Source organism: Paenibacillus sp. N3/727 (genome assembly GCF_022637315.1).
GTDB lineage: Bacteria > Bacillota > Bacilli > Paenibacillales > Paenibacillaceae > Paenibacillus_AQ > Paenibacillus_AQ uliginis.
In genome coordinates, this window is the sequence record NZ_CP093336.1 from 6,029,847 (window position 1) to 6,051,808 (window position 21,962).

At 49.1% G+C, this 21,962-nt stretch carries 23 protein-coding genes; 10 read left to right on the forward strand and 13 right to left on the reverse strand.

From position 1 onward, the window contains the following. Window positions 1-17: 17 nt before the first annotated feature. Complete coding sequence (locus MNQ98_RS28120; protein WP_241931127.1) at window positions 18-917, reverse strand: LysR family transcriptional regulator; 900 nt, start codon at window positions 915-917, stop codon at window positions 18-20. Window positions 918-1,064: 147 nt separating this feature from the next. Between MNQ98_RS28120 and MNQ98_RS28125 the strand changes: the two genes are divergently transcribed. Both MNQ98_RS28125 and MNQ98_RS28130 read left to right on the forward strand, forming a co-directional pair. Then, window positions 1,065-2,114, forward strand: a complete 1,050-nt coding sequence (locus tag MNQ98_RS28125; RefSeq protein WP_481856689.1) for a YeiH family protein — start codon at window positions 1,065-1,067, stop codon at window positions 2,112-2,114. A gap of 246 nt (window positions 2,115-2,360) precedes the next feature. Next, window positions 2,361-3,836, forward strand: a complete 1,476-nt coding sequence (locus tag MNQ98_RS28130) for an alpha-amylase (protein WP_241931128.1) — start codon at window positions 2,361-2,363, stop codon at window positions 3,834-3,836. Window positions 3,837-3,860: 24 nt separating this feature from the next. On the opposite strand, the gene MNQ98_RS28135 is transcribed toward MNQ98_RS28130, so the two are convergent. Beyond that, window positions 3,861-4,757 carry an ABC transporter permease subunit gene (locus tag MNQ98_RS28135; protein ID WP_241931129.1) on the reverse strand — a complete coding sequence of 299 codons (897 nt, stop codon included), beginning with the start codon at window positions 4,755-4,757 and terminating at the stop codon, window positions 3,861-3,863. A gap of 12 nt (window positions 4,758-4,769) precedes the next feature. Next, complete coding sequence (locus MNQ98_RS28140) at window positions 4,770-5,678, reverse strand: ABC transporter permease subunit (protein WP_241931130.1); 909 nt, start codon at window positions 5,676-5,678, stop codon at window positions 4,770-4,772. Window positions 5,679-5,860: 182 nt separating this feature from the next. On the opposite strand from MNQ98_RS28140, the gene MNQ98_RS28145 reads away from it, so the two are divergent. Then, window positions 5,861-6,343, forward strand: a complete 483-nt coding sequence (locus MNQ98_RS28145) for a glutathione peroxidase (protein ID WP_241931131.1) — start codon at window positions 5,861-5,863, stop codon at window positions 6,341-6,343. Window positions 6,344-6,403: 60 nt separating this feature from the next. Here the strand turns inward: MNQ98_RS28145 and MNQ98_RS28150 are convergent, their stop codons facing one another. Then, the gene (locus MNQ98_RS28150) at window positions 6,404-7,360 is read right to left on the reverse strand and encodes a class I SAM-dependent methyltransferase (RefSeq protein ID WP_241931132.1); all 957 of its coding nucleotides are present in this window, start codon (window positions 7,358-7,360) and stop codon (window positions 6,404-6,406) included. A gap of 100 nt (window positions 7,361-7,460) precedes the next feature. Beyond that, on the reverse strand, window positions 7,461-8,192 hold the full coding sequence (locus MNQ98_RS28155; protein ID WP_241931133.1) for an HAD family hydrolase: 732 nt from the start codon (window positions 8,190-8,192) through the stop codon (window positions 7,461-7,463). A gap of 224 nt (window positions 8,193-8,416) precedes the next feature. Between MNQ98_RS28155 and MNQ98_RS28160 the strand changes: the two genes are divergently transcribed. Continuing rightward, entirely contained in the window at window positions 8,417-9,283 is an 867-nt protein-coding gene (locus MNQ98_RS28160; RefSeq protein WP_241931134.1) for a class I SAM-dependent methyltransferase, read from the forward strand. A gap of 5 nt (window positions 9,284-9,288) precedes the next feature. Here the strand turns inward: MNQ98_RS28160 and MNQ98_RS28165 are convergent, their stop codons facing one another. The 6 genes from MNQ98_RS28165 to MNQ98_RS28190 all read right to left on the reverse strand — a co-directional run bounded on the left by MNQ98_RS28165 (window position 9,289) and on the right by MNQ98_RS28190 (window position 14,855). Next, the gene (locus MNQ98_RS28165; protein WP_241931135.1) at window positions 9,289-10,323 is read right to left on the reverse strand and encodes a CdaR family transcriptional regulator; all 1,035 of its coding nucleotides are present in this window, start codon (window positions 10,321-10,323) and stop codon (window positions 9,289-9,291) included. Between the two features lie 230 nt (window positions 10,324-10,553). Further along, on the reverse strand, window positions 10,554-11,723 hold the full coding sequence (locus tag MNQ98_RS28170; protein ID WP_241931136.1) for a glycerate kinase family protein: 1,170 nt from the start codon (window positions 11,721-11,723) through the stop codon (window positions 10,554-10,556). A gap of 37 nt (window positions 11,724-11,760) precedes the next feature. After that, on the reverse strand, window positions 11,761-13,056 hold the full coding sequence (locus MNQ98_RS28175) for a GntP family permease (protein ID WP_208917286.1): 1,296 nt from the start codon (window positions 13,054-13,056) through the stop codon (window positions 11,761-11,763). A 247-nt stretch (window positions 13,057-13,303) separates the two neighbouring features. Next, window positions 13,304-13,453, reverse strand: a complete 150-nt coding sequence (locus tag MNQ98_RS28180) for a hypothetical protein (RefSeq protein ID WP_241931137.1) — start codon at window positions 13,451-13,453, stop codon at window positions 13,304-13,306. 155 nt (window positions 13,454-13,608) lie between these two features. Continuing rightward, a complete protein-coding gene (locus MNQ98_RS28185; RefSeq protein WP_241931138.1) occupies window positions 13,609-14,058 on the reverse strand; it encodes a threonine/serine exporter family protein in 450 nt (149 codons plus the stop codon). 14 nt (window positions 14,059-14,072) lie between these two features. Further along, on the reverse strand, window positions 14,073-14,855 hold the full coding sequence (locus MNQ98_RS28190; protein ID WP_481856690.1) for a threonine/serine exporter family protein: 783 nt from the start codon (window positions 14,853-14,855) through the stop codon (window positions 14,073-14,075). 182 nt (window positions 14,856-15,037) lie between these two features. Here MNQ98_RS28190 and MNQ98_RS28195 point away from each other — a divergent pair, with 182 nt between their 5' ends. From MNQ98_RS28195 to MNQ98_RS28220, 6 genes are all read left to right on the forward strand, one after another. Further along, window positions 15,038-15,364, forward strand: a complete 327-nt coding sequence (locus MNQ98_RS28195) for a YnfA family protein (protein ID WP_241931139.1) — start codon at window positions 15,038-15,040, stop codon at window positions 15,362-15,364. A 130-nt stretch (window positions 15,365-15,494) separates the two neighbouring features. Continuing rightward, a complete protein-coding gene (locus MNQ98_RS28200; protein ID WP_241931140.1) occupies window positions 15,495-16,019 on the forward strand; it encodes a PadR family transcriptional regulator in 525 nt (174 codons plus the stop codon). An 81-nt stretch (window positions 16,020-16,100) separates the two neighbouring features. Then, window positions 16,101-16,799 (forward strand): ABC transporter ATP-binding protein, encoded by a 699-nt coding sequence (locus tag MNQ98_RS28205; RefSeq protein WP_241931141.1) that lies wholly within the window; start codon window positions 16,101-16,103, stop codon window positions 16,797-16,799. Window positions 16,800-16,968: 169 nt separating this feature from the next. Next, on the forward strand, window positions 16,969-17,745 hold the full coding sequence (locus tag MNQ98_RS28210) for an ABC transporter permease (protein WP_241931142.1): 777 nt from the start codon (window positions 16,969-16,971) through the stop codon (window positions 17,743-17,745). Window positions 17,746-18,031: 286 nt separating this feature from the next. After that, window positions 18,032-19,318 carry a serine--tRNA ligase gene (serS, locus tag MNQ98_RS28215; RefSeq protein WP_241931143.1) on the forward strand — a complete coding sequence of 429 codons (1,287 nt, stop codon included), beginning with the start codon at window positions 18,032-18,034 and terminating at the stop codon, window positions 19,316-19,318. A 155-nt stretch (window positions 19,319-19,473) separates the two neighbouring features. Then, window positions 19,474-20,517 (forward strand): LLM class flavin-dependent oxidoreductase, encoded by a 1,044-nt coding sequence (locus MNQ98_RS28220; RefSeq protein WP_481856691.1) that lies wholly within the window; start codon window positions 19,474-19,476, stop codon window positions 20,515-20,517. Between the two features lie 125 nt (window positions 20,518-20,642). Here the strand turns inward: MNQ98_RS28220 and MNQ98_RS28225 are convergent, their stop codons facing one another. Beyond that, complete coding sequence (locus MNQ98_RS28225; RefSeq protein ID WP_241931144.1) at window positions 20,643-21,035, reverse strand: MarR family winged helix-turn-helix transcriptional regulator; 393 nt, start codon at window positions 21,033-21,035, stop codon at window positions 20,643-20,645. 269 nt (window positions 21,036-21,304) lie between these two features. Then, entirely contained in the window at window positions 21,305-21,943 is a 639-nt protein-coding gene (locus MNQ98_RS28230) for a nitrite reductase (protein WP_241931145.1), read from the reverse strand. Window positions 21,944-21,962 lie beyond the last annotated feature (19 nt).

Here is a 21,962-nt window from a genome sequence, read left to right on the forward strand (position 1 = left end):
TTAGAGAGCAAGATGTTTCATACATAACTATCCGGAAAGGCTTTATTCATCCGAAGCAGATCCAGAAATATTTCCGCAGCCTTCGTATGGTAGGGAGTCGCCTGCGTAATTAGAGAAAAATGCCTCCGTACCGATTCACCATCCGGCTTTAGCATGATGAGCGTACCGAGCGAAATTTCCTTCCGGACCGCCCAGTGGGACAGCAACGTCACACCAAGTCCCGCTTCCACAGATTCCTTGATTAATTGGGTACTACCGAATTCCATTTTGTTATCCGGCTGAAAATGGCGGCTTGTAAACATATGCTCAGCTGCTCTACGTGTACCTGATCCGCTTTCACGCACGATCCATGTCTCTTTGCCAAGTTCGGAAAGGCAAATCTCTTCTTTTCCTGCATAACGCTCCTCATTCGGCACAATAACAAACATTTCATCCTCCGCAAAGGCTTCGATATGAAGATTCTCATGATGGTATTCTCCTTCAACAATTCCGATATCCGCCTGGTGATTCAGAATTGCCTCAGCCACCTCGGTCGTATTCCCGATATTGATTCTCGGCCGGATCAAGGGATATACCTCATGCATATAAGCCAAAAGATGTGGTAGCACGTATTCTCCAAAGGTATAACTTGCGCTAATGGAGAGATCACCGCTAGCCCGGTGCAGCAGATCGTCCACCAATGTCTGCATCCGTGTGTACATTCCCAGAATATCCTTGGCATGATGAAATACAATTTCTCCTGCCTGATTAAGACGGACGTACTTGTTCGTTCTTTCCAGCAGTTTAGCGCCCACCGTGCGCTCCAATGCCTGTATGTACTGGCTTACCGCAGGTTGGGTCATCCTTAGCTCTTCGGCAGCACGGGTGAAGTTTCCTTTTTCCACAACCGTGACAAACACCTCTAACGATACATCCATGTCAAAAACTCCTTTACTGACTTCCTAATGCAATCAGCTTATCATAACTATTTACTTATGATGATCATTATAATGATTTATTTTTCTTATTTAAAAAACTAAGCTACGATGGATTCAGGCCAACCGAACATATCGGAGGTTACAATCATGAACAAACCTGCTTATCAAACCATGACACACCATGAACCACAAAGAACACCCCGACCGAATCGGCGGAATAAAGCTCTTTCCTGGGCCGGCGGGATCGGATTCACCTTTATCATTGCCTTAATGGGCTACGGGCTTTCTTACATTCCCGGACTAAACATTCTGGGGCAGCTGGCGTGGGCCATCCTCATTGCTGCGGTGTTCCGTCAGGTATGGGGTTATCCCGAGGTACTTCGAGCCGGTATTCAATTTACAGCCAAAAAGCTGCTTCGACTCGCCATTATTCTGTACGGACTAAAACTCAACATCGCCATTGTATTCAGCCAAGGCCTGGGGCTGCTACTGCGTGATGTTGTCACGGTGGTCTTCGCCATTCTTGTAACGATGCTGCTGGCAAAATGGCTAAAAGCCGATGGATCCCTCTCTCTTCTGCTCGGGATCGGCACCGGCGTATGCGGCGCAGCGGCCATTGCAGCCGTCTCGCCTATCTTGAAAGCGAAAGATGAAGACACCGCGCTGGGTGCGGGAATCATCGCCTTTATTGGCACCGTGTTTGCCGTCGGCTACACCTTGCTTCAGCCGTTTCTTCCGCTAACGGATACGCAGTACGGGATATGGTCAGGCATCAGTCTCCATGAGCTTGCCCATGTAGCCTTAGCGGCAGCCCCTGCAGGCGAGGACGCGTTAGCCGTCAGCCTGCTTGCAAAGCTTGGCCGCGTCTTTCTCCTCATCCCGCTGAGTCTTATATTGATGTACTGGATGCGGCGTACTGGACGGGTTGAAAAAGGCTCTAAGCTGGAATTTCCATGGTTCCTACTTGGCTTCATTGCCCTGAGTCTGCTTGGCAGCGCGGAGTGGGGCGGACAGGGTATCATCCCTGATGGCTTGAAGAACGGCATCGCGAAGTCTGCGTCCTTTATTCTGGCTATGGCAATGGTGGGTCTGGGGCTAAACATTCATCTCCAATCGCTGCGTAAAGCATGGCGCCCACTGTTAGCGATGACCATTACCTCTGTGCTGCTTGCTTTGCTCACTTTTTGGATGTCCTAAGGTGCACACGCCAACTTCACCGGAAGAGGCGTACGAATATGAGGGCACGCAGCTGCGATAGAAATAATAAAAGCAGAGTTTCTTCCTGTGAGGAGAAACTCTGCTTTTTTATATGAATTACGTTAATCCTACGTCCCGTCTTTTTTAGCTCTAATTTGGGTAAAATTAAATACATTAATCACAGCGAGCTGTCTGTGCCTGGATGGCATAGAGTCATAGAGATAAACAATTGAGGAGATGGGTCCATTGCAAAGAAATCATACTATTATGCAGTTTTTCGAGTGGCATATTAAAGCCGACGGGTCGCATTGGAACTGCCTCAAGGATGATGCGCCGCAATTAAAACAAAAAGGGATCGACTCCGTATGGATTCCTCCGGTCACAAAAGGCCAATCCGCAGAAGATACCGGTTATGGTGTATATGATCTTTACGATCTCGGAGAATTTGACCAAAAAGGTTCAGTCTCTACGAAATACGGTACGAAACAGGAGCTTATCGACGCCATAAAGGCATGCAAGGAGCACGACATTGCCGTCTACATTGATCTTGTCATGAATCATAAAGCAGGAGCCGATGCGACCGAGCGGTTCAAGGTGATTCAGGTGGACGAAAAGGATCGGACTAAGGACATTTCCAAGCCCTTCGAGATTGAGGGATGGACACAATTCACATTCCCTGGACGGGGTGATACCTATTCGTCGTTCAAATGGAACTTCAACCACTTTAACGGGACAGATTATGATGCGAGCCAAAAACGCAGCGGCATCTTCCGGATTGTTGGTGAGAATAAAACGTGGAGCGAGAATGTAGACGATGAATTCGGTAACTATGACTATCTTATGTTTGCGAATATTGATTACAGTCACCCTGATGTTCGCCGCGAGATGATGGAATGGGGCAAGTGGCTTGTTAACACTCTGCAATGCAGCGGATTCCGTCTCGATGCGATCAAGCATATTAATCATGATTTTATTAAAGAATTCGCCACCACGATAAAACAAGAACACGGTGAATCCTTCTATATCGTCGGTGAGTTCTGGAATCCCGAGCTAGATGGATGCCGAAGTTTCCTGGATACTGTCGATTACAAAATCGATTTATTCGATGTGTCCCTGCATTACAAGCTCCATGCCGCTTCTAAGGAAGGAAAGGGATATGATCTTCGCAAGATTTTTGACGAAACGCTTGTCCACTCCCACCCATTAAGTGCGGTGACCTTTGTCGACAATCATGATTCGCAGCCCCATGAATCTCTGGAATCCTGGATTCAGGACTGGTTCAAGCAGAGCGCTTATGCCCTGATATTACTGCGCAAGGATGGTTATCCAGTCGTATTTTACGGAGATTACTACGGTATCGGCGGAGAAACGCCTGTACCCGGAAAACAAATCGCTATCGATCCGCTGCTTTATGCCCGGTACCATAAGGCATATGGCAAACAGGATGATTATTTTGACCACCCCAACACGATCGGCTGGGTTCGCTGGGGCGTTCCCGACATTCCCCGTTCCGGCTGCGCGGTTGTTATATCCAATGGCGATGAAGGCAGCAAACGGATGAATGTCGGCAAAGAACGCGCGGGTCAGGTATGGGTTGATCTCACCAACACGAGGAAAGACCGCACTACCATTGGTGAGGATGGATTTGCGGTCTTCCCGGTAAATGGCGGCAGTGTGTCCGTCTGGGCTCTTCCCGAAGTCGATATTGGCTCAGGCAAGTGAAACTCACGCCGGAACCGTTACACTCTAGCCTTTAAGATGAAACTTGCGACGGAACCCTTCACCAAGCATATTAAAGGTTAGGATTGCGAACATCATCGCGAATGCCGGATAAAAAATAAATGCGAATTTCCCCATATAAATTTCGGTTCTATGGTTGGAAATCAGTGTTGCCCAATTAAACTGGGTGTTTACGAACTGCCACACATAGTAATCGACTTCCATCCATTTCTGGGCCAGAAATATGTTTAATACGGCAAGCTGGCCGAGCAGGATCGTCACTTTTCCGAGATCCGTACAGAAGTTAACGATCAGCTCGGGAACCATTTCCGGTATATAATATTTACGGATCATCCGTTTGGAACTTAGACCGAGAGCCGTTCCGGCTTCCACATACAGCTCCTTCGAAATACGGTTTGCCTTCGCCTGAACCGTGACAGCAACCCGCCCTGCTTCAACCAACGCGATGATGAATAAGGCCCAGTACAGACGACTTGTCGAGAATAACAGCACCGGAAGCGCTAACAACAAAACTACGAAAAAAACAGATGGCAAGAATGAAAACACCTTATTCAGCAGCGTAACAATAAAATGTGATATCCCTTTTTTCCTACGGGCCAGCAGCCCAAGTGGCACACCGATCAGATACCGGATCACAGCGATGGTCAAAATGATAAAAATCGTCTCTTTGGCGCTTACGACGAGCTTACTCAAATTGTCCACGCCCCTTTTGTCACTGCCAAGGATATTGTCAGGGGAGGGGCTGTATGCCGGAAGGTGTAACTTTTTCCCCACCCATCGGTGAGGTTCACCCTGCAATTCCTTATCGATAAACGGTAGATACGGTCCGGCAAGCATTGTAAACACAAGAATAGCTAATAAAGATACACCAATCCATAAAGGAATGTTCTTCTCTTTTTTCATCGTTCACACCTCTTAAATCGGATCAAAGTATTTTTTGGCAACATGACTGATCCACTGCACCAGTAAAATCAGCAGCATAATACAGAACGTAATCCCGATAATAATTCCTGCTTCAAAGTCTTGCCCAGTACCCTGGTACGTGTTGTAATCCATAGCAGTATAGAGACGCCATGCGGCACCAGGATAATTCCGGAAAATTTCGACCATGAGCAGATTGGATAATATGTACACAAGCAGGGTCGGGAGCTGTGTAAGCAGCGTGCCCATACTGTTGCGAAGCATATGCTTGAACAAAATAATCCGATTACTGAGACCCTTTGCCTTGGCAAACAAAAGGTACAGCTTCCCTTCCTGGGCAGCAAGCGAGGCCGAGGTCAAGCTGGCTATGTAAACGATCGGATATAACGATACCAGAACGGACAAAAGGGCAAATGACTGCCAACCATCCGGAGCAAAAAACCTTATGAAAGGCAAATGATCAATAATAAACCACTGAAGAATCAGAAGTACAAAAAAATCTGGCATAGACTGAAATATCCAAGTTGTCCAGTGTCCCAAAATGTTAAAGCGTGTCTTTGACAACTTGTAATCGGCAATGCCTTTTAGTATGCCGAATACAAAGCCTATTACGAGAGCTGCGCCAATAACCGCAAGGCTTTTTCCCATCGCTCGAATGACAGCTTCCCCTGCGGATTCACCACTAAATCTGGAATAGCCTAGACTTTGGTTTTGAAAGACATCCACAAAAAATTGTTTGATATTAGCGACAAATTGCTCCATACTCGCGTCATAGGTAGCAACAATCAGGTTCCCCTCCAGAGTAAGATCGATCTTACGCGGGAACAGTACAATCAACATGACCACCACAAATGCCAGAAGGCTGATTCCTAGTGTTCGGAGCATCTGTGTTCTCAAATGCATACTATATCCTCCTTAAATACCCCTTCATATCCTTATTTTGGTTTAGTTGTATTAGTCAAATAAACCATACTCTATGAATCTCGTCCATAGAAATTACATATTTTCTTTAGCAAAAAAATAAACTTGTATGTTAGGCGGTTGTTTGGGACCAACATCATTCAGAAGAAAAGGAGCAGCCACTCATGTCCATTTACGATTTCGAGGTTACCACCATCAGCGGAAAGCAGCAAACGCTTGAGCCCTATAAGGGTCAAGTCATGCTGATCGTCAATACGGCAACCAAATGCGGTTTTGCTCCGCAGTTCAGCGGTCTGGAGAAGCTCCATGAAACGTTCCACGATAAAGGTCTGACCGTACTCGGATTTCCGAGCAGCCAGTTTATGAATCAAGAGCTCGCGAACAACTCCGACATTGCTGAAGCGTGCAAGCTCAATCATGGGGTCACCTTTCCTTTATTCGCCAAGATTGATGTCAACGGTAACAGTGCACACCCGCTGTTCAAGCATTTGGCTTCCGAGGCTCCAGGCACTTTCGGTACGAAACGGATCAAGTGGAATTTTACCAAATTTCTCGTAGATCGGGACGGAAAAGTCATCAAGCGCTTCGCGCCAGCAGATACACCAGAGAAGATCGAGAGCCATATCAAAACTCTACTTAACAGCTAATCACAAATCCAAATCAAAAATGCCTTGCCCCTGAACAAAAGGGCGAGGCATTTCCGTATCTTAACCTATGGATCCGTCTGATTCCCCGGACTGCCGTATAGCGCGCCAGGCAGCTCCTATATACAGATCGCGGATATCGAACAAAACGCGAGATGCTGATGTATTACGCTGAAGCGAAGGATCACCTCCCTCACGAGCCACGCTTTTGACGCGGATCAGCCTGCTTCGTTTTTTGCCCTTCTTCATCTTTAATGCCCCTTTTCTTTTCGCGGCCGATGAAGGCGGTTTCCCAGCCGGTTTAATGGTCGAACCCGTGTCTTCAGGTTCTGCAAGTTCGATATACAGTGGATTGTCGAAAGTCTCCCGCGGAATTTGCGAAGTCGCCGACGTAGAAAGCTCCCTTCGCCTCCACTCCGCTATCCGATTCGGCTCCTCCAGTTTACTGGCTGCAAGCACACAACACTCCAGGTTCGTCACCGGTTTTTTGACAACCATAAAGTGATACATAACTTCATCCGCCACGTCGATGAGCGACTGCCTTATTTCCTCACGGTCCGATATTTTGTACGTCGCTCTCACATCCGGGAAATAGAACATTTCCATTCGAAGAAGGCGAAACCCAAGTCCTGGCGCCTCCTCCGGGATATAATTCGGCGTAAATCCAAAGGTCATCTCTAGGTCTCTGTGATACCCTTTAGAGGTCAAGTAGAACGGTGTATATTCATTGAAATAGGTCTTGATTGCCGGATTCGCGATGTGAAGGGCGGACCGAGAATAAGGAGCCAAGATGCAGACCAGCGCTTTATGCTCGCAGACCCGGTATATTTCCCTCATCACGGTGAGCAAATCACGGGAATATTCCAGACTGCGGCTCGCCATGACAAAGGAAACCGCATCATCCAACAGTGGAATAGACTGTTCAAAATCATGAACAATATCGACATTCTTCCCTGGTTGGATATCGATTCCGGTACAATTGGCATGCTTGTCACTGCCGCACCCAAGGTCGATTCTCAAGACGCCCGCCCCCTTCTGTACAGCTTATGCCCGAGAAGGCATAAGTGGAACATGGGAATGCCGCCAGCAGTAGCAAATCACACTCATGAGCCTTCCACTACTACAGAGCTGTCTCCAAGATTTGTGCCAGTTCTGTATAGCTTCCTGCGGTGTGATGTGGAGTGTGCTCTGACTCAGGCGTTGTCCCTCGGTGGTTAAACCAGATCACGTTCCAGCATGCTGCCAGTGCACCGATGACGTCATTACGCCATGAATCCCCAATATAATAGCTATGCTCCGGGCTTGTTCCGGTGCGCTCGTTCACATGAACAAAAATACGGTGATCCGGCTTGTCCCAGCCGACATCTCCGGACACGAATAACCGATCTGCCGGGATGATACTCCCGAGATTCATCGCCGCAATTTTGTTCATTTGATGTTCCAGCGGCCCGTTCGTGATCAGTCCGACGACATGACCATCATCGGCCAGACGCTGCAGCAGCTCCCGCGCGCCTTCAAACATATCAATCTCATACTGGCATCCGATATAGGCCGCTTGCATGCGCTCCGCCTGCTCCGGACTCAGCTCGATATCGAATTCCTGTAAAGCCAGCTGAAAACGACGGCGTCTCATATCCTCCACGGCACTCTCGTATTCGTCCGAACCAGCGCCTCCGAGCTCCAGCGACAGCATGTCGCTGTAATAACGCAGCCGGTGATAGGCTGCCTCATACGGAAAGCCCTCCTTCGGCCGGGCAATTGTCCCGACGGCCCTGCGGAACGGGGTCAGATGATCATATAATGTATCGTCCACATCAAAAAAGACGGCTTTTTTACTTTTGTCCAGTTTCATATTGTTCCCTCTCTCTGCACTATCCGTTTAGTATCCTTTTATTGTACCTTTTTCACGGCCTCGCTGCTTGCTACCTGCAAAAAATGGGGGTGAGTGATAGAACAATCCATTCGGAATTCAGAAGCTCTGCTATAATTAGTAATATGGAGGGAGAAGCGCCCCCTTTAACCGGGACGTAAGCTAAGCTCGAAGTCGTTCAAACCGTGTGAGGAGATGAAGAGACAATGGATAACCATTCAAAACCGCTGGGCTCCGGTGCAGACCCTCGGCACATTCCCGAAGGCAACCGGCAGAGTAATGTGGAGCGGTTCTCGGGATACGAGAACACCTACGACCAGTACCGTCCAGAGGCACCTGAACAGGTCATTAATATTTTGACAGGCTATCTGCAGCAAAAGCCTTCGCTTGTCGTCGATCTCGGCTGTGGTACAGGATTATCTTCTTTTGTATGGAAGGACGAAGCGGAACGGATCATCGGCATTGAACCGAACGACGACATGCGGGGTAAAGCGGAGGAGAAACTTCAAGAGCAGGATAACACGGAACATATCTCGTTCGCTGCCGGCTACTCCAACCAAATTGGACTCGAGGCAAGCTCTGTGGATATCATTACTTGTTCGCAATCCTTTCATTGGATGGAGCCGGCAAGCACACTCAAAGAAGCGGCAAGAATATTACGTCCAGAGGGTATTTTTGCTGTCTATGACTGTGACTGGCCTCCAAACCTGCACTGGCCGATTGAGCAATCCTATCATGAGCTCATTGAGTTCAGCGAGATCATCATCGATCGGCATATAGAGGAGGGCAGGAAGGCTCATAAATGGAACAAAAACGAACATTTGAAACATATCCGGGAGAGTGGACTGTTCCGTTTTGCCAAAGAAATCGTCTTTCATCATATGGAACCATGCACCGCAGAAAGATATGTTGGCCTTGCCATTAGCCAGGGAGGAGTTCAAACTCTGTTGCGCCTTGGCATACAGGAGCTCAATCCGGCGATAGATGCCTTTAGAAAGCAAGTAGAGGAATATTTTCACGGAGAGACCCGTGAGGTTATGTTCAGTTACCGGATGCGACTCGGTATCAAATGAGGAGATTATGGTCTCCACATTAACCCGCACAGCAGTTCGAACAGTTCAATCAGGGAACGGGGGTCCTTTCCGGTCAGTTGCCTGATCCGGTTTAACCGATAATTCAGCGTGTTGCGGTGAATATTCAGCCGCTTGACCGTTTGGTTATGGTCTCCGTTCTCTGCAATATATACCTGCAGTGTCTCTATCAGTCCCAGCTTGTCCCCGTTCTGGTGGAGCACGTTATATACAGCACCAAGCTCTTTTCGGTCTTCATGAGACAGCTGAATGATGAACTTGAGATCATCGTACCGGTTTATTGGGCGGGACGGATTGATCTTCGCGCTTGTTTCCATCGCCAATGAAGCCTGTTCCAGCGAATGCGCCGCCAGTTCCTCAGCTTGGCCTACACCAATACGCACAATCCCATTAATATCCGAAAGCCTCTCTAGCAATTCCTTTGACCGGAAATGATCCGTCATAAAAAACACCGTCTTGTCATTCTCCAGATTCCAGTAATGGGAATACTCCTGAACTAAATGACGGAACTCCCGGCCGCTCAATGCGCCATGAACAAGAATCGCCTGACTCTTCCGGGTAAGATCCAAACCATAATCCTTGGCCCTTTCCAGAAAATCCTGATCATAGGCAGTCTTGCGGTAGGACAGTTCGTGATAGAACTTTTCCCGACGCTGCCTCTCATCCTGCTTTCTCTTATTCTGTACTTCCTGTTCAATAAGCAAAACTACCGTTACTTTAAGCAGCTTGCTAAAAGGCCGGACCTCATCCGGATGTCCGGTAATGCCAACAACACCAATGATGACACCGTCCATCATAATCGGTTCATTGACGCCAGGCATCATGCCTCCGCCTACCTCGTACACCTCATTAACCCGGCCGGAATGAATGGCTTTTAAAGCTCCATTATGAAACGTCCCAATACGCTTCGGGTCTCCGCTCCCTATAATGGTGCCATTCTCGTCCATCACATTGATATTATAAGGAATGACGTTCATCATCTCATTGGCAATTCTCCCTGCAAGCGGTCTGGATAACTTCATGCTGCGCCTCCCATCAGTGTCAGGTTCTCCGCCTACACATCTACTCCGTAGTTTACACGTTTTACGCATAATAAAACGTCGATCGATGTATCTTCACAGAAGACAGTCCGCTTTCGACAGCCTGCTGAATACGGCAAGAAGCCGACCGATGTGCGGCCAGCTTCTTGAAGTACATCATCTTACTGCATATCTATTTACTCTAAAGCACTCTATTTCGTTCTCTCTCCGGCTCAAGTGATTACCGGCTGTTTCAATCCGTTTAGCGACAGCATCAGTCGTGTCACGTTCTCGGACGTTCTCTCCACATTTTCCTGTCCATTAGCCAAAGCTTCCTCTATTGTGGCTGCACCCGGCATAATTCCGAAAATACTATCAATACCTTTATCGTACAGCACTTCGATCTGATCACCAATCCGTCCGGCCAGTGCTACGACAGGTTTGTTGTATTTCTTCGCTACGATCGCCACACCAAGTGGGGTTTTTCCGTACTGAGTCTGGAAGTCCATGCCGCCCTCTCCAGTCCACACCATATCCGCCTGCTGCACCTTTTCTTCAAGTCCGGTATAGTCAATGACCATGTCGATTCCTTTTTTCAATACACCGTTCAGGAATACCATCAATCCTCCCCCAAGGCCGCCAGCTGCACCAGCGCCCGGTACATCAACAATGTCCCTGTTCATCTGACGCTTAATAACATTCGCGTAATTGCGGAGATTATCATCAAGCTGTTCAATCATCTCCGGTGTTGCACCCTTTTGCGGGCCAAACACACGGGATGCTCCCTTGGGTCCGCACAGCGGATTGGTTACATCACAGGCCACTTCCACCTTGATGTCCTGAAGCCGTGGATCAAAGTGAGTCAGATCGATGCTTACAAGCCTGCCCAGCTGGCCGCCACCAAAAGGAAGTTCTATTCCTTCACTATCCAACAGTTTACCGCCCAGTGCCTGAACCACGCCCGCTCCGCCATCGTTCGTTGCACTGCCGCCGATCCCGATCAAGAGGTTGCGAACACCGTGGTCCAGACATGCCTTGATCAGTTCACCTGTACCGTAAGTTGTTGCAACCATCGGATTTCTGCTCTCCGGGGATACGAGATGGATGCCGCTTGCACTAGCCATCTCCAGAACACCTGTCTCACCATCACTCGATATTCCGTAGGAAGCCTCCACTTCGTTGCCAAGAGGCCCTTTCACCTTCATCGTATGAATGGTACCCCCTGTTGCATCTACAAGGGATTGCATCGTCCCCTCACCGCCATCCGCCATCGGTACATGGATGCAAGTGATCGCTGGATTAGCCTTCTGGATTCCCCGTTCCATCGCTTCGCACACTTCTTTGGCTGTCATGCTCTCTTTAAAGGAGTCCGGTGCCAGTACGATTACGAAATCATTGTTCATCTATAGTCCCACCCATCTCTTTAAAAATTACAGCTTCTTAAAATATAAATCCGTACAGAATCGTAGCGACAATCGCCATCGTCAAACCGACAATACTTTCGTAAGGGATTAGCTTCATCCGTTCCTTAATGCTCATCTTCACGGATTCTGCGGTGACGTGGAAGAAGTTGCCGTGCGGCAGATGGTCAATAACAGTAGCACCCGTGTGTACCATAACCGCTGCGCTCAGTGGAGCCGTACCCATCGACAATATCGCTTCACCAAATGATCCTGCCGCTACAATCGATGCCGTGGATGTCGACGCCGTAGCCGCCCCCATCAAAATACCGGCCAGCGGTGCAAGAAATGTACCGGAAACACCCATCACTTCAATCGTATCAACGACAACTGCGCTCAAATTTGATTTGGAGATAATACCGGCAATTGCGCCTGCTCCAATCAGAATGATGGCGGTGCCTGTCATTTTGTTCAAACCGGAGGTTGTAAAGGTAATAATATGTTTCGTCTGCTTCATAGCGATCAGGCCGATGATGCCAGCTACTGGCAAAATGATCATCGAGTCGATCTTAAACGCCTTCAGCGCTTCGATGTCCAGAATGCTGCCAATCGGGTTGAGGGCAAGCAGTACGATAGCTACAATCGGTGCCACCATGGAACGACCGAAGCTCGGCTTCTCTTTCTTGGATGCTCCATCATCCACCTGATCCGTATCTGATACCATGACGCCTTTGTTCGTTAGCATCTTGGCTACCAGAACGGTCACGATAAGGCCCGCAACTGCGGGAATAAATCCGTTGATCATGACCTGCGCCAGATCCACGTCAAATCCTTTCGCTACTGCAATCGTATTCGGGTTCGGCGAGATGATATTCCCCGCTTTACCGCCGCCAACCAGAGCAAGCAGCAGTGCTGTTTTGGAAATACCGATTTTTTTGCCGACGGACAATGCGATCGGTGCTACGATAATAATCGCTACAGTAATAAATACCCCTACCGCGGTGATGATCATCGTGGCCAACGCAATTGATAAAAGCGCTTTCTTTTCGCCCAACTTGGCGACAATCGTTTCGGCTATTCGCTCGGCTGCACCGGATTCAATCAGAATACCTGCGAGCACACCGGCTGCCAGGACACGTACAACCGCACCCATGACACTGTTTGTGCCTTCGATAATATACTGTACGGTCAGATCAATCGACGCTCCGCCCAGGAGACCGCCAATGACAGCGCCTCCAAACAAGGCGTAGACCGGATTTACTTTTTTGAAAATAAGTACAATGGCTAAGATCAGACCGATAACGGCTCCGCCCCAATGAATAACTGTCCCATCCATGTTGTTTGCCTCCTCAGCAAAGTTTAGGTGCTCTTCATGTTTGTCATTCTCCATGGAATTGATGACGCTTACAGGATTAAGTATAAACACTATGAGGGGTCAATTCTATTGATGTCATAACGTATTTTATTGTGCATATGCACAATAGTGATGTAAGTTACAAAGTTTGATTTTCCCTTATACGTAGAAACAGACCGGAGTATTCTTCCCCGGCCTGTACTTGTATATAAGTACTTCACTGTTGCATTTACTTTTGCTGATGGCATTCCATCTCCGCAGTTTTCTCGTTATCCCGGGTACACTTTATGTTCCGAGCACGGCTGCCGGCAAGAACAACAAGCGCACTGAGTAAGGAATAGACGATAACCTTCCTGTTCAGCAGTTCTTTCTCGTTCACGGCCCATCACCTGCATCCTTTCCGTCTAGGGTATTATTATGTATAACACAAGTAATGAGACGGAAGTTTACTAAATTTAGCAATATTTTGAAAATTTTCGATGATGGGCAGATTCCACCCGCTTTGAAGCCAGAAAAATGTGGACAGTCGTTCCGCTATGGACGCCGAGCCGATGCGACCTTCTTGATCACCTGGTTTGTCACTTCCGCGAGTACAAGGCCCGCCGCGATCGCTCCGGAAATCATGAACGCCCGGGCTCCGAACTGAACGGCAAGATCGTACTGGTCCTGAGCGACGTAGCGCAGCGCATTGTAGGCGAGGCCTCCCGGGACAAGCGGAATAATACCGGACACACTGAAGACGATGATAGGCGTTTTGTATTTCTTGGCGAAAACGTAACTGATCATCGTCACCCAAAAGGCTGCGACCACCGTCGCCGTCACCGCCTTCACCTCCATGTCCTGTAGCCAGATGTACAGCATCCATCCGACCATACCGGCGAAGCCACACTGCATCAGCGCTTTTCGCGGCGCGTTAAAGATCATGCCGAAAGCAGCGGAGGCGATAAAACTGGTTATGGTCTGTTGCAGGTATATCATGAACATGTCGCCTCCCCCTTTCAGTAAAATGACAGCATAAACGCAATACCCGCGCCAATAGCAAACGAGGTAATAAACGCTTCTGCTCCCTTGGACAACCCCGAGATGAGATGCCCGGCCATCAGATCACGTATCGCATTCGTAATGAGCAGACCCGGGACAAGCGGCATCACCGAGCTGATAATAATGACATCGATCTGCCGACCGAAGCCGTTCTTCACCATCCACACAGCGGCAAGTCCGATCATCAGCGCTCCGGAAAACTCCGCAAAAAAGCGGACGGGAATGACCCGCTGCAAAAAGACCGAGCAGGAAAAACCAAGACCACCGGCGATCGCAGCCGGAATAAAATCATGCCAGGTTCCCTTGAACATGATCAGGAAGCAACCGCTCGAAATGGTCGCCATGAGGATAAGAAGCCACATGGGATAGTTCGGCTTTGCTCGTTCCACGTCCTGAAGTGAGCGATGTGCTTCCGAAATGGTCAGCTCCCCCAGGCTAATGCTCCTGGATATCGTGTTAACCTGATCAATTTTATATAAGTTGGTGGTGCGTTCTGAAATTCGGATCAGCCTTGTAATGTGCTGCGGCTCCTCTACCGAAAAAATAATGCCTGTTGGTGTCATATAACTGTGACTGTTGTCCACACCGTAGGATGCAGCGATCCGCATCATCGTGTCCTCTACGCGGTACGTCTCTGCTCCGCTTTGCAGCATAATTTTGCCGGCGAGGAGGCAGACTTTCATAATTTCATGTTCCCGTTGCAGCTCGTCCAATCCCGTACCTCCCTGATCTATGGTCATTCGTCAAGAACTTGCCTATATTATAGTATTTTTGCCGGGGATAAGCACCGTGAAACTACAAGGTGAAAAAGCACTTCAGAAAACATGCTTTGCATATTTTCAACATCAGCCTTAACATATGTCATAAATGGATCACCAGCTTGAAAATGGAACATACATTTTTGTGATAGGCAAGGTGAATTATGATACATTCTATTATTATTTTTCTGCTGGCAGGACTCGCTGAGATCGGCGGGGGTTACCTGGTGTGGCTGTGGCTGCGCGAAGGGCGGCCATACTGGTACGGGATCATTGGGGCTGTCGTGCTGGTACTGTACGGAATTCTTCCGACACTTCAGAAATTCCCTGACTTCGGAAGGGTATATGCCGCGTATGGCGGCGTGTTCATCATTCTTTCGGTCCTATGGGGATGGGGAATTGACAAAAAGATGCCGGATACGTATGACTGGATCGGGGCAGCCGTTTGCCTCGTTGGCGTTTCCATTATGCTTTGGGCTCCGAGGCATTAGGCATTAAAGAGCGGAGGGCTGTATGCATTGACAAAGATATCCATAATGTTCTATAATCCAGTTATCACAATATCCAACGTTGGATATACAATTATTTCATTCATGAACCCACCAGGAAGGAAGTTATGACGTGACCAATCTTATTCTGCTCTCTTTCCTGCGCCAACGTCCGATGCACGGCTATGAAATTCAGCAATTGATTCAGACCAGCAGAATGGGTGTGTGGGCTAACGTACTTTCCGGCTCCATTTACTACGCACTGAACAAAATGGAGAGCGAAGGACTGATCGTTACCACGGCTGAAGAACGAACCGGCGCCAGGATCCGCAAAATATACAGCATTACAGAGGAAGGCGAGTCACTGTTTCAGCACATGATTCGGGAGACGCTCACCCTGCCTCCCCATTCAGCCAAATCAGATTTCTCGTTGGGACTCAATTGGATTGAGAACATCCCAGCCCCGGAGGCCGTCAGCCTATTGGAACAGAACCTGAAGCAAGTGGAGGAATCGCTGACCCAGTGGCAGTTAGGCAAAGAGATCAAAAGCCAATATGGACTTACTCCCATTGCCATAGCTACCTTTGATAACGCGATTGCCCTGTTGGAGCAGGATGCAAACTTCCTCAGGCAGGTAATATCTCTCGTACAACAATAAAGGCCGCTACTACCCTGCGGCTTTTATTTTAAGCATATATCCAACATTGGATAATAAACATTGGTCAAAGGAGTGATATAGATGAAAACATTAGTTCAAGCCCATGGTTTAGTCAAAACCTATGGTCACAAACACGTCGTCAACGGAATTCATCTGGATATCCGGGAGGGTGAGGTACTGGCAATCATCGGACCAAACGGTGCCGGAAAATCAACAACGCTGGATCTCATACTTGGGCTCCGGCGCCCGGATGACGGGTCCGTTACGTACTGGACTTCTCAGCCTTCCCGCCACATCGGCTTACAGCTACAGTCCACCCCCTTCTTTCCCGGCTTTACAGCACTTGAGAACCTGCGGATGTTCGCCGCCTTCTATGGATTGCGTCTGAAAGACCATCAGCTCATGCCCCACCTGGAACGCTGCGGACTAGCCGATGCTGCCAAGACGGATGCCCTGCGGTTATCTGGCGGACAGCAGAAGCGACTTGCCATCGCCATGGCGCTTCTGCACGATCCGAATTTGCTGTTCCTCGATGAACCAACCGCCGCCCTGGATCCCCGTGCCCGCCGCGAAATCCGCGAGTTGATCCGATCACTGGCTGATGCCGGTACCTCCATCGTGTTTACTTCACATGACATGGAAGAAGTAAATAAGCTTGCACAGCGCATACTTCTGATCTGTAACGGCAAAATCCAAGCGGAAGGCTCACCGGAATCCCTGCTGTCCACGTACGGGGCTGAAAATCTGGAGGAGCTGTATATCTCATTAACAGAGGTCTAAGCTGGGGGTGGCTTCAGTTCAGTGTACGGAGTTTTTTCAAATCTCACCGCGCGAAGCTCCTAGAGCGCAGTGCTGTGTCGCATGACGGCGGTCAACCACATGTCATGTTTGAAATTCTCATGAGTTCAACAGCAGCAAAGGCTGCCTATCACGAAGGAGGAACCTGTTCATGTTTACGATTCTTACCACAATGCTGCGGGGCATATTCCGCGACATTCATACGATGGTCTGGAACGTCGCTTTTCCGCTCGCCATGCTGGTGGGGCTTGGACTATATTTTGATAATCCGGCCTATTCGGACCGCCTGCTCAGCGGTGTACTGACCACTAATGTTCTGTTTGGTGCGACCATGGTTACGGCCTTTTACGTAATGTCCCACCGTAACCGCGGCGTTTATAAGCTGCTTCGAGCTACGCCCTTCTCCACCCTTTCGTTCATCACGGCCATGACCGGTGCCAGAACCGTGCTGGCACTTTTCGTCAGTGTATGTGTAATCATCGTCAGCGTGTTGCTGCTTGGCGTCTCACTTAGCCTAACCGGATTGGCCCTTATGCTGCTGGTACTTCTTATTGGAACCGTCTGCTTTACCGCCATCGGATTTATTGCAGCCAACCTTTCCCGTGATGAAAGTAACGTCAACATGATCTCCAACCTGATGAGCTTTCCGTTACTGTTCACCAGCGAAGCCTTTTATTCCCTGGAGCAAGCGCCACAATGGGTCCGCGTCGTCGGCAAGTTGCAGCCGTTTCATTACCTTGTGGAGGCGATGGGTATTGCCATAAAGACCGATGGCGGGTCCCTTTCCGCTATAGGACTGCCACTCGGTATCCTGACCGGGTTTACCGTCGTCTGCCTGGTCTTGGCTGCGCTTACCTTCCGCTGGGATAGCGAACGCCCGGCCAGCCGCGTGGGTAAACATCGTGAGCAGCATTTTTCCTCGGTATGAGCACAGGTTTCCGCTATGCTCTTGAATAAAAGAACATATCTGCGGTATACTGATACAAATATCGAAATCAGGCCAATGAAGAGCATCCAACTCCGAGGCGTTCTCGTCAAGGGATTTCCCCCTAAGTTAACCGGATCCGCCCGTTATCGCGGAATCAAAGTGGATTGAACCCTGAAACTTTAGCGGTTCAATCAATTTGGGTGGCACCGCGAGCGCAAAAGCGTCCCTCGTCCCATATGGACTAGGACGCTTTTTTATTTTATCCAAACAAAGGAGCGCGGTGACCATGTTAGACATGAAATGGCTAAGAGAACGTAAAGAAAATCAGGCGGAAGTTCAGCAGGTAGCGGATCAAAAGGGTATCAAACTGTCGATTGATGATCTGATGGAGTTGGACGAGAGACGTCGTTCGATACTGCAAGAAGTGGAGGCGCTCCGGCAGGACCGTAACCGGTTCACACAGGAAATCAGCAACCTTATGCGGCAAGGAAACCGGGAGCAAGCCGAAAACTTCAAACAGCTTGTTAAAGAAATCAATGAACGGCTTGGCGGGCAAGAGAACACCCTGCGAGAGACCGATGCCGCGTATACTGAGCTGTTAGCTCTTGTACCGAACATCGTATCGCCGGACACACCTGTCGGAACTTCGGACCAAGACAATGTAGAGATGAAAAAAGTCGGTCAGCTTCCAGCGTTCGAGTTTCCACTTAGAGATCATGTGGAGCTCGGTGAAATGCACAAAATGATCGACATTCCCCGTGGTGTCAAAACTGCCGGCAGCCGGAATTACTATCTGACCGGCACCGGTGTCATGCTCCATCGGGCTGTGCAGCAGCTGGCACTGGACCTGCTTGTCAAGAAGGGCTTTACCCTGTTCGATGTACCGCTGATGGTACGGACCGAGGCACTTATGAATACGGCCTACTTCCCGCTTGGCAGAGACCAGACCTTTCATATTTCGGACGAAGACAAATGGCTGGTCGGCACCTCGGAGGTTCCGCTTGTCTCGTATTACAGCGGTGAAACGGTAGATGTTACCGAACCACTCGAACTTGCCGCCGCCTCGCTCTGCTTCCGCAGCGAAATCGGATCGGCAGGCAAGGATGTTCGCGGCCTGTACCGGGTTCACCAGTTCGCAAAGGTGGAACAGGTCATCCTGTGTGAGGCCAGTCTGGAGCTTTCGGAGCATCTGCTTCAGGAGATTACCGCCAACGCCGAAGAGCTTCTACAGCTGCTCGAACTCCCTTACCGGGTTATGGCGGTGTGCACTGGAGACATGTCGCAAAAAACTTACAAGCAGTATGATATTGAAACGTGGATGCCGAGCCGAGGTACCTACGGAGAAACCCATTCGTCGTCGAACCTGCTTGATTTCCAGGCACGGCGTTCGAACATCCGGTACCGGGACGAAACCGGTGCTCTGCGTTACTGTTACACGCTGAACAATACGGCGGTAGCTTCGCCCCGTATCCTGATTCCCCTGCTGGAAAACCATCAGCAGGAGGACGGATCGATTGCCATCCCGGCAGCTCTCCGCCCTTATCTGAACGGGATGGAGCGGCTGACAATATAAAAATGAAAGTTAGACAACAAAGGGACTTCTACGCTGAGAAGTCCCTTTGTTAATAGCTATTTCGGTACAGAAAGGATTTTGGTTATTTCAGTACAAGGTATATAATTGTTATTGTATTACAAAAAAATAGTACTTATCTTAAGGAGGCTATTTAGATGACGGAACAAGATATGAACTCTTCACATACATCCAAGCAGCTTCAAAATATACCGGTATCCATTCTGGATCTGGCTCCGATAACCGAAGGCAGCACAGCAGCTGTATCGCTGAGAAACTCGCTCGAGCTGGCACAGCATGCCGAACAGTGGGGATATCACCGCTACTGGCTGGCAGAGCATCATAACATGCCAGGCATTGCAAGCTCAGCCACGTCCGTTGTAATCGGACATATCGCAGCCGGCACGAAAAAAATGCGAGTCGGTTCCGGTGGCATCATGCTGCCAAACCATTCCCCACTCGTCATAGCGGAGCAGTTCGGCACATTGGAATCTCTGTTCCCGGGCCGCATTGACCTCGGTCTCGGACGGGCACCGGGTTCAGATCAGCTGACTTCACGCGCACTGCGGCGTGGTCCCGGCAGCGACGGTCAAGATTTCCCTGAACGGCTGAGCGAGCTTCGCAATTACTTCCATCCGACATCCGACTCCTCTATGAGAGTCAAGGCCGTTCCGGGTGAAGGTCTGGATATTCCGATCTGGCTGCTCGGTTCCAGCGGCTTCAGTGCACAGCTCTCGGCACAGCTTGGTCTGCCGTTTGCGTTTGCCAGCCACTTCGCGCCAGATTATCTGCTCCCCGCACTTGATCTGTACCGCAGCAACTTCAAACCATCCGAACAACTGCAGACGCCGTACGCGATGGTTGGTGTTAATGTCATCTGTGCAGATACGGATGAGGAAGCCCAGCGGCTGGCGACCTCGGCCCAGCAACAGTTTCTGAACATCATCCGTGGCCGCACCGGTCAGCTTAAGCCTCCGGTCGATAGCATGGATTCGGTCTGGACCCCACAGGAAAAAGCTGTGGTCGGACGAACTTTAAGCTTCTCCGCGATCGGCAGTCCGGCTACAGTGCGTCAACAGCTCGATCGCTTCATGGACATGACAGATGCGGATGAGATCATTGTGGCGTCTGCCATTTATGATCATAAAGCCCGTCTTCGTTCCTATGAATTGTTGGCGGATGTCGGCATAACGAAACTCTGATTAATTACGAATCAGAACTCCATAGCTAAATATAGGCTAATTAGCCCTGTTACTTATATATAAGAAGACCGGCCTTTCCCCGTGCTAGGGATAGGCTGGTCTTTGTTTGTATGTAACTATAAGCGTCACGAATGCTGGTTGTTCTGTTGTAAACGTTCGATCATTCTTTCATAAGATGCAATGAGCAAATCCACTTCATGCTCGGAAAAATCGGATCCTAACCCATCGGTCAGTTCCTTGTACCTCTCCAGCATTTGTACATTAACGTTCAGACCTTGTTCAGTAATCTTCAAATAGATACTTCGTCTGTCCGTCTGTGACGGAATACGCTCCACATACCCTTTGCGGACGAGCTTGTTGCTCAAGTTCGTTACAGCTGAAAGAGTGACATCCAACGCGCTTGCAATCTCAGTACTCGTATACATATTTTCGCTTGCAAGCATTTGAAGGATAAAATATTGAGAAGCCGTCAGATCGTTGTCCAACAGCTTGGAGAAACCAACCACCAAACTGTTCATATGTGAAGCTATCAGGTAAGATAATTTCTCTTTTTTGTCCAGTGTCCATCACCTCATAACTTTTTGTGTTCACCCAAAATCCTGAAAAATTAAATAGTTAAAAACGATTAATAATTAAAAATTTAACTCTTCCTCATAAGACAGTCAATGTCAAGGAACTTCCTAATTTGCTAGGATCCCCCAGATAGACTCAACCCTATTCGAGATCAAAAAGTAAGGGCTCATACCAAAAACACCGCCCTGAAGTCACAGGACGGTGTGTTATATCGTTATGCCGTAATCTCTACAGAGCTGCTCACCAGCTCATGCAGCTTTTCCGGCGTCATTCTTTTTACAAACCGGGAGTAGTTCTCCTTCTTTTTTCCGTTCTCCTGAAATATGGAGATCAGTCTGAGGATCATTGGGAGAAGCTGTTCTTCCGTTACACCTTTCATAAATAGCTGAGCGATATTTGCCTTGATCCCTTTGGGCTCCCCGCCGATGTAGATGTCAAATACATCCTTCATTTTGACAACGGCGATGTCTTTCAGAAGCGGTTCGCTTGTGCCTAGCGCACACCCCGCATATCCAATCTTGAGCGGACTTGGCACCTTATGATCGGCCGCCGCTTCGTCAAGCCTTTTGGCGACATCCAGCCCGGCATCCTCTGCACCCCGGCAGAAGTTGCATGTGATCAGGCTTTTGGATACGAATCCGGCAGGATGTACCTCCAGACCGACCTGCTTCAACTGCTCCTGTACTTCAGAAATCCGCTCTTCATCCATCGCCACGTACAGCTGTTTGAAGGTTGTCATTTCAATCTGCGCATCAGGTCCTACAATGGAACCGAGCACAGCGAGCTGTTCCGGCCGGAAGAGCGTCCCTCCGACTTCAAAGCCCGGTGTCACCGCGAATTTCTTAACCGTCATTTCTCCCCAACTCCCATTC

Bases quoted from the DNA above. Each gene is read 5' to 3' on its own strand.
- MNQ98_RS28120 (WP_241931127.1), bottom strand. From the start codon at position 917: ATGGATGTATCGTTAGAGGTGTTTGTCACGGTTGTGGAAAAAGGAAAC.
- MNQ98_RS28125 (WP_481856689.1), top strand. From the start codon at position 1,065: ATGAACAAACCTGCTTATCAAACCATGACACACCATGAACCACAAAGA.
- MNQ98_RS28135 (WP_241931129.1), bottom strand. From the start codon at position 4,757: ATGAAAAAAGAGAAGAACATTCCTTTATGGATTGGTGTATCTTTATTA.
- MNQ98_RS28140 (WP_241931130.1), bottom strand. From the start codon at position 5,678: ATGCATTTGAGAACACAGATGCTCCGAACACTAGGAATCAGCCTTCTG.
- MNQ98_RS28145 (WP_241931131.1), top strand. From the start codon at position 5,861: ATGTCCATTTACGATTTCGAGGTTACCACCATCAGCGGAAAGCAGCAA.
- MNQ98_RS28155 (WP_241931133.1), bottom strand. From the start codon at position 8,192: ATGAAACTGGACAAAAGTAAAAAAGCCGTCTTTTTTGATGTGGACGAT.
- MNQ98_RS28160 (WP_241931134.1), top strand. From the start codon at position 8,417: ATGGATAACCATTCAAAACCGCTGGGCTCCGGTGCAGACCCTCGGCAC.
- MNQ98_RS28165 (WP_241931135.1), bottom strand. From the start codon at position 10,323: ATGAAGTTATCCAGACCGCTTGCAGGGAGAATTGCCAATGAGATGATG.
- MNQ98_RS28170 (WP_241931136.1), bottom strand. From the start codon at position 11,723: ATGAACAATGATTTCGTAATCGTACTGGCACCGGACTCCTTTAAAGAG.
- MNQ98_RS28175 (WP_208917286.1), bottom strand. From the start codon at position 13,056: ATGGATGGGACAGTTATTCATTGGGGCGGAGCCGTTATCGGTCTGATC.
- MNQ98_RS28185 (WP_241931138.1), bottom strand. From the start codon at position 14,058: ATGTTCATGATATACCTGCAACAGACCATAACCAGTTTTATCGCCTCC.
- MNQ98_RS28190 (WP_481856690.1), bottom strand. From the start codon at position 14,855: ATGACCATAGATCAGGGAGGTACGGGATTGGACGAGCTGCAACGGGAA.
- MNQ98_RS28195 (WP_241931139.1), top strand. From the start codon at position 15,038: ATGATACATTCTATTATTATTTTTCTGCTGGCAGGACTCGCTGAGATC.
- MNQ98_RS28205 (WP_241931141.1), top strand. From the start codon at position 16,101: ATGAAAACATTAGTTCAAGCCCATGGTTTAGTCAAAACCTATGGTCAC.
- MNQ98_RS28210 (WP_241931142.1), top strand. From the start codon at position 16,969: ATGTTTACGATTCTTACCACAATGCTGCGGGGCATATTCCGCGACATT.
- serS (WP_241931143.1), top strand. From the start codon at position 18,032: ATGTTAGACATGAAATGGCTAAGAGAACGTAAAGAAAATCAGGCGGAA.
- MNQ98_RS28220 (WP_481856691.1), top strand. From the start codon at position 19,474: ATGACGGAACAAGATATGAACTCTTCACATACATCCAAGCAGCTTCAA.
- MNQ98_RS28225 (WP_241931144.1), bottom strand. From the start codon at position 21,035: ATGAACAGTTTGGTGGTTGGTTTCTCCAAGCTGTTGGACAACGATCTG.
- MNQ98_RS28230 (WP_241931145.1), bottom strand. From the start codon at position 21,943: ATGACGGTTAAGAAATTCGCGGTGACACCGGGCTTTGAAGTCGGAGGG.